This window comes from Streptomyces turgidiscabies Car8 (assembly GCF_000331005.1).
Lineage (GTDB): Bacteria > Actinomycetota > Actinomycetes > Streptomycetales > Streptomycetaceae > Streptomyces > Streptomyces turgidiscabies.
This window is the reverse complement of the sequence record NZ_AEJB01000647.1, coordinates 1-5,905: the sequence shown is the minus strand read 5'-3', so window position 1 is coordinate 5,905 and position 5,905 is coordinate 1. Positions and strand designations below refer to the sequence as shown.

General features: G+C 70.8%; 5 protein-coding genes. 4 read left to right on the top strand and 1 reads right to left on the bottom strand.

Annotated features, from left to right (window positions below; translation table 11 throughout):
- Positions 1 to 2: 2 nt before the first annotated feature.
- On the top strand, positions 3 to 641 hold the full coding sequence (locus STRTUCAR8_RS44900; RefSeq protein WP_078507511.1) for a class F sortase: 639 nt from the start codon (positions 3 to 5) through the stop codon (positions 639 to 641).
- A 13-nt stretch (positions 642 to 654) separates the two neighbouring features.
- Here STRTUCAR8_RS44900 and STRTUCAR8_RS44895 read toward each other — a convergent pair whose 3' ends face one another.
- Positions 655 to 1,440 carry a sulfite exporter TauE/SafE family protein gene (locus tag STRTUCAR8_RS44895; RefSeq protein ID WP_006383163.1) on the bottom strand — a complete coding sequence of 262 codons (786 nt, stop codon included), beginning with the start codon at positions 1,438 to 1,440 and terminating at the stop codon, positions 655 to 657.
- A 165-nt stretch (positions 1,441 to 1,605) separates the two neighbouring features.
- Between STRTUCAR8_RS44895 and STRTUCAR8_RS44890 the strand changes: the two genes are divergently transcribed.
- Genes STRTUCAR8_RS44890 through nirD form a run of 3 tightly spaced genes read left to right on the top strand, consistent with a single transcriptional unit; the run spans position 1,606 to position 5,866 of the window.
- The gene (locus STRTUCAR8_RS44890; protein ID WP_006383162.1) at positions 1,606 to 2,880 is read left to right on the top strand and encodes an NAD(P)/FAD-dependent oxidoreductase; all 1,275 of its coding nucleotides are present in this window, start codon (positions 1,606 to 1,608) and stop codon (positions 2,878 to 2,880) included.
- A complete protein-coding gene (gene nirB, locus STRTUCAR8_RS44885; RefSeq protein WP_006383159.1) occupies positions 2,880 to 5,498 on the top strand; it encodes a nitrite reductase large subunit NirB in 2,619 nt (872 codons plus the stop codon). The genes STRTUCAR8_RS44890 and nirB overlap by 1 nt, the downstream gene beginning before the upstream one ends.
- Positions 5,495 to 5,866, top strand: a complete 372-nt coding sequence (nirD, locus tag STRTUCAR8_RS44880; RefSeq protein ID WP_006383161.1) for a nitrite reductase small subunit NirD — start codon at positions 5,495 to 5,497, stop codon at positions 5,864 to 5,866. The genes nirB and nirD overlap by 4 nt, the downstream gene beginning before the upstream one ends.
- Positions 5,867 to 5,905: the final 39 nt, after the last annotated feature.

Here is a 5,905-nt window from a genome sequence, read left to right as displayed (position 1 = left end):
TGGTGCGCAGCGGCGGCGCGACGCACGCCCCGCCGCAGCCGTCCGCCGCCCAGGCCCGTACGGAGCCGACCGGCCCGGCATCGACCGAGCCGGGGTCCACCGACCGGGGGTCCGCCGACCCGGGGTCCGCCGTACCGAAGCCCGCCACCCCCGCGCTTCCGCCCTCCCCGCCCCTCCGGATCCGCATCCCCGCCATCCGCGTGAACGCCCCGCTGATGGGCCTCGGGCTCACCGCCACCGGCAGTCTGGACGTACCGCCCGCCGAGCGTGAGGATCTGGCCGGCTGGTACGAGGACGGCACCGTCCCCGGTGAGACGGGCACCGCGATCGTCGCGGGGCATGTCGACAACGCCGACGGACCCTCCGTCTTCTACCGTCTCGGCGCCCTGAAGAAGGGGAACGGCATCGGGGTCGAGCGGGGTGACGGGAGCACCGCCCTCTTCACCGTCGACGCCGTCGAGGTGTACGACAAGGACCACTTCCCGGACGACAAGGTGTACGGCGCCGCGCCCCGGCCCGAGCTGCGCGTCATCACCTGCGGCGGCGGATACTCACCCAGGACGGGCTACCAGGGGAACGTCGTCGTCTTCGCCCATCTGACCGGTGGCAGCCGCCGGGCCTCTGCCTCTGCCTCTCCCTGAAGCCGCCCCCTAATTACGCGACCCACTGCTGGTACGCCAGGTTTGCCACCAGTGTGAACACCACCACCAGCAGCACCCCCCGTACGAACCCGCTCCCCTTCTTCAGCGCCGTATGCGCCCCCACCATCCCGCCGACCAGGTTGAACGCGGCCAGCAGCGCGCCCAGCTCCCAGTACACCGTGCCCTGCCAGGCGAAGATCGCGAGGGCGCCGGCATTGGTGCAGCAGTTGACGATCTTGGCCGTGGCGGAGGCGGTCACCAGGTCGAGGTGGAGCAGCGCGGTGAGCGCGAGGACGAGGAACGTGCCCGTGCCGGGGCCGATGAGTCCGTCGTAGAAGCCGATGCCCAGGCCCGCGAGCCCGATCGCGGCGAGGACGCGGCGCGCGGAGACCGGGGTGGTCGCCGGGGCCGTACCGAAGGCGGGCCTGAAGATCACGAAGGCGCCTACGCCGAGCAGGACGACCATGATGACCGGCTTCAGGGTGTCCGTGCTCATGCCGGCCGCGACGAACGCCCCCGCCGTCGAGCCGGCGACCGCCGCGAGCCCGATGCGTACCGCCAGCCGTACGTCCACCGGCGCCTTGCGTGTATACGTCACGGCAGCGCCCGTGGTGCCGACGATCGCCATGGCCTTGTTCGTGCCGAGCGCGTACTGGGCGGCCGAGGACGTGTCCGGGAGCCCCAGTAGCAGGACGGGCATCATGAGCAGGCCGCCGCCGCCCACGACGGCGTCGATCCAGCCGGCGGCGAGGGCGGCGGCGCAGAGGGCGGCGATCATGGGCAGGGATATGTCGGGCACGATCGCGATTTTAGGTTGCCGCAGTATCGTTCTTGCACCTCACAGCCACCCGGCTCGTACTTCCCGAACCCTCACACCCACCCCCTGCCCTCGCTGAGGGAAGCGTGCCCCCCGGGAAACAGACGTGATGCGGTCGGGTAACACCGGCAACGCACGCTGCAGTACATGACCTCGAATGCGCGTGTGGTGGTGATCGGCGCCGGGCTCGCGGGCGTACGGCTCGCCCGGCGGCTCGGTGAGCTCGGCCTGTCCGCCTCGGACGTCGTGCTCGTCGGCGAGGAGGAGCACCGCCCGTACAACAGGGTGCTGCTCGCCGAGGTCCTCGCCGGGCGCTACGCCCCCGAGGTGATCGCCCTGCCGTCGCCGGACCGGCTGGTCCGGGCGCGGGCCGAGCGTATCGACCGGGGCGAGCGGATCGTGCACTGTTCCGACGGTTCCTCGATCGCGTACGAAACGCTGGTGCTGGCAACCGGGTCCAACCCCGTACTCCCGCCCCTGCGTGGGCTGTTCACCCCGGACCACGAACTCCCCGAAGGTGTCCACGCGTTCCGCACCATGGACGACTGCCTCGGCCTGTCCAAGGCGGTGCGTCCGGGGTCGAAGGCCGTCGTCATCGGCGGTGGGCTGCTCGGTGTGTCCGCCGCCCGCGCTCTCGCCGTACGCGGCGCGCAAGTCGTTCTCGCTCAGCAGGCCGAGCGCCTGATGGAGCGTCAGCTCGACCCTGGCGCCTCGGCGTTGGTGCTTCGGCACCTCAACGAGCTGGGCGTCGAGGTGCACACCGAGTGCCGGGTGCGCGACGTACGCTGCGTGGGCGGCAGGGTCCGGTCGGTCGAGATGGCCGACCACTACGCCCTCGACGCGGACCTCGTCGTACTGGCCTGCGGTGTCTCCCCGAAGGTGGGGCTCGCGCGCGAAGCGGGGCTCGCCGTGCACAAGGGCATCCTCGTCGACGACGAACTGCGCACCTCCGACCCGCACATCAGGGCCCTCGGGGACTGCTCCCAGCATCAGGGAACGATCTACGGTCTGGCCACCCCCGCCCTCGAACAGGCCGATGTCCTGGCCGAGTTGATCGCGGGTGAGGCGGCCGAGGCAGGGCACGCGGGCGGCTCCGGCGACACCGGCGCCCGTTACACCGGGACCCGCGCCCTCACGCGTCTCACGCTCACCGACTTCACCGCCGACACCGGCAACCCCTTCGATCTCGCCGCGTTCGGCGAGCCGACCCCCCGCCCCGGCGACGACGTCATCCAGCTCGCCGACGCCACCCGGGGCACGTATCGCAAGGTCGTCGTCCGTGACGACCGGCTGGTCGGCGGGGTTCTCGTCGGCGAACTCGGCACCGTCGGCGCCCTCGCGCGCGCCTGGGAGGGAGCAGAGCCGCTTCCCTCCGACGGCGGACCGTTGCTCCACCTGCTCACCAACGATGGAGGCTCCTAATGACCGCCACTGATGGGGCCACCCCCACGATCGTCCTCGTCGGCCACGGCATGGTCGGCCAGCGCTTCCTCGAAGCGCTCGCCGAGCGCGGCCTGACCGCCGCGCACCGCGTGGTCGTGCTGTGCGAGGAGCCACGTCCGGCGTACGACCGCGTCGCGCTGACCTCGTACTTCTCGGGCAAGACGCCCGAGGACCTCTCGATGACGGACATGGCGTTCATCGAGAAGGAGGGCATCGAGCTGCACATCGGTGACCCCGCGGAGACCATCGACCGCGAGGCGAAGCGGGTGACCGCCCGCTCGGGTCTGGTCGTCGACTACGACGTCCTGGTCCTGGCCACCGGCTCCTACCCGTTCGTCCCGCCGGTTCCCAACAAGGACGCCGAGGGCTGCTTCGTCTACCGCACCATCGAGGACCTCCTCGCCATCGAGGAGTACGCGAGCACCCGTACGACGGGTGCCGTGGTCGGCGGTGGTCTGCTCGGACTTGAGGCGGCCGGCGCGCTGAAGGGTCTCGGACTCACGTCCCACATCGTCGAGTTCGCGCCGCGCCTGATGCCGGTGCAGGTCGACGACGGGGGTGGCGCGGCACTGCTGCGCACCATCGAGGACATGGGCCTGACCGTCCACACGGGCGTCGGCACGCAGGAGATCGTCGTCGGCGAGGACGGCGCGGTCACCGGAATGAAGCTGTCCGACGGTTCCGAACTCGCCACCGACCTGGTCGTGTTCAGCGCCGGTGTCCGGCCTAGGGACCAGCTCGCCCGCGAGTCGGGCCTCACGGTCGGTGAGCGCGGCGGCATCGCGGTCGACGAGCAGTGCCGTACGGTCAACGACCCGCACGTCTTCGCGATCGGCGAGTGCGCGCTGGCCTCCGACGGCCGGGTGTACGGGCTGGTCGCCCCCGGTTACGAGCAGGCGGAGACGGCTGCCGCCGCGATCGCCGCGGACGAGGCCGAGGAGCTGATGACGTTCACCGGCGCCGACCTCTCCACCAAGCTGAAGCTGCTCGGCGTGGACGTGGCGTCCTTCGGCGACGCGCACGGCGCCACCGAGGACTGCCTCGACGTCGTCTACTCGGACTCCCGCTCGGGCCTGTACAAGAAGCTCGTCATCGGCCGCGACGGCAAGCTGCTCGGCGGCATCCTCGTCGGCGACGCGGAGGCCTACGGCACGCTGCGCGCGTTCACCGGTACGGTCCCGCCGGTCTCCCCCGAGTCCCTGGTGCTCCCGGCCGGCGCCGGCGGCCCGGTCCAGCTCGGCCCGACCGCGCTGCCGGACTCCGCGATCATCTGCTCCTGCAACAACGTCACCAAGGGCACGATCCGCGGCGCGGTCACCGAGCACAACTGCACCACCGTGCCCGAGGTGAAGAAGTGCACCAAGGCCGGTACGACGTGCGGGAGTTGCGTCAAGGTCCTCGGCCAGCTCGTCACGGCCGAGCTGGAGGCGAGCGGTGTCGTCGTCGACAAGGGCCTGTGCGGCTGCTTCTCGCAGACCCGCGAGGAGCTGTACGAGATCGCCCTCGCCCTGCGCATCAACACCTACCAGGACATCCTCGACCGCTACGGCCGCGACCACGCCAAGGGCGGTGACGGCTGCGACATCTGCAAGCCCGCCGTCGCGTCGATCATCGCGTCCCTCGCCCCGACCATCGGCGCGAGCGTCCATGTCCTCGACGGCGAGCAGGCGGCCCTCCAGGAGACCAACGACCACTTCCTCGCCAACCTGCAGAAGAACGGCTCGTACTCGGTCGTCCCGCGCATCCCCGGCGGTGAGATCACCCCGGAGGGTCTGATCGTCATCGGGGAGATCGCCCGCGACTTCGGCCTCTACACGAAGATCACCGGCGGTCAGCGGATCGACATGTTCGGTGCGCGCGTCGAGCAACTCCCGCTGATCTGGACCCGGTTGGTGGACGCCGGCTTCGAGTCCGGTCACGCCTACGGCAAGTCGCTGCGTACGGTGAAGTCCTGCGTCGGCCAGACCTGGTGCCGTTACGGCGTCCAGGACTCGGTCCGGATGGCGATCGACCTGGAGCTGCGCTACCGGGGGCTCAGGTCGCCGCACAAGCTGAAGTCGGCGGTGTCGGGCTGTGCCCGTGAGTGCGCCGAGGCCCAGTCCAAGGACTTCGGCATCATCGCCACCTCGGGCGGCTGGAACCTGTACGTCGGCGGCAACGGCGGCGCGACCCCGCGCCACGCGGACCTGCTGGCCCAGGACCTGAACGACGCCGAACTGATCAGGCTGATCGACCGGTTCCTGATGTTCTACATCCGTACGGCGGACCGGCTGGAGCGTACGTCGACCTGGCTGGAGCGGATCCCCGGCGGCCTGGACCACGTACGGGACGTGGTCGTGGAGGACTCCCTCGGCATCTGCGAGGAGCTGGAGTCGCTGATGACCGCGCATGTCGCCCACTACCGCGACGAGTGGGCCGACACCATCAACGACCCCGAGAAGCTCTCCCGGTTCGTGTCCTTCGTGAACGCGCCGGACACCCCCGACCCGGTCGTCGGCTTCGTCCCCGAGCGCGACCAGATCAAGCCCGACCTGCCGCTGCTGTCCATCGGCCTGCGTCCCGCCGATGACGTCCTGGAAGGAAGTGCCCAGCGATGACCCTGGCACCCGAGACGACCGACCTGAAGATCCAGCTGCGCATCGCCGACGGCGGGACCAGCGACGACAGTTGGTTCACGGTCTGCGACCTGAACGTCCTGCTGCCCGGCCGCGGTGTGGCGGCCCTGCTGCCGGACGGCCGGCAGGCCGCCGTCTTCCGCGACCGCGCCGGCAACCTGTACGCCATCGACAACCGCGACCCGTTCGGCGGCGCGGCGGTCCTCTCCCGCGGCCTGACCGGCACCCACCAGGGCCGCCCGTACGTCGCCTCCCCGCTCCTGAAGCAGCGCTTCGACCTGGAGTCGGGCCGCTGCCTGGACGACGAGGCGGTGGCTGTGACGGCGTACGAGGTGCGTACCGCCGCCTGACGCACCCGCTGGTTCCACTGTCGATGCCGATCGCGAGCG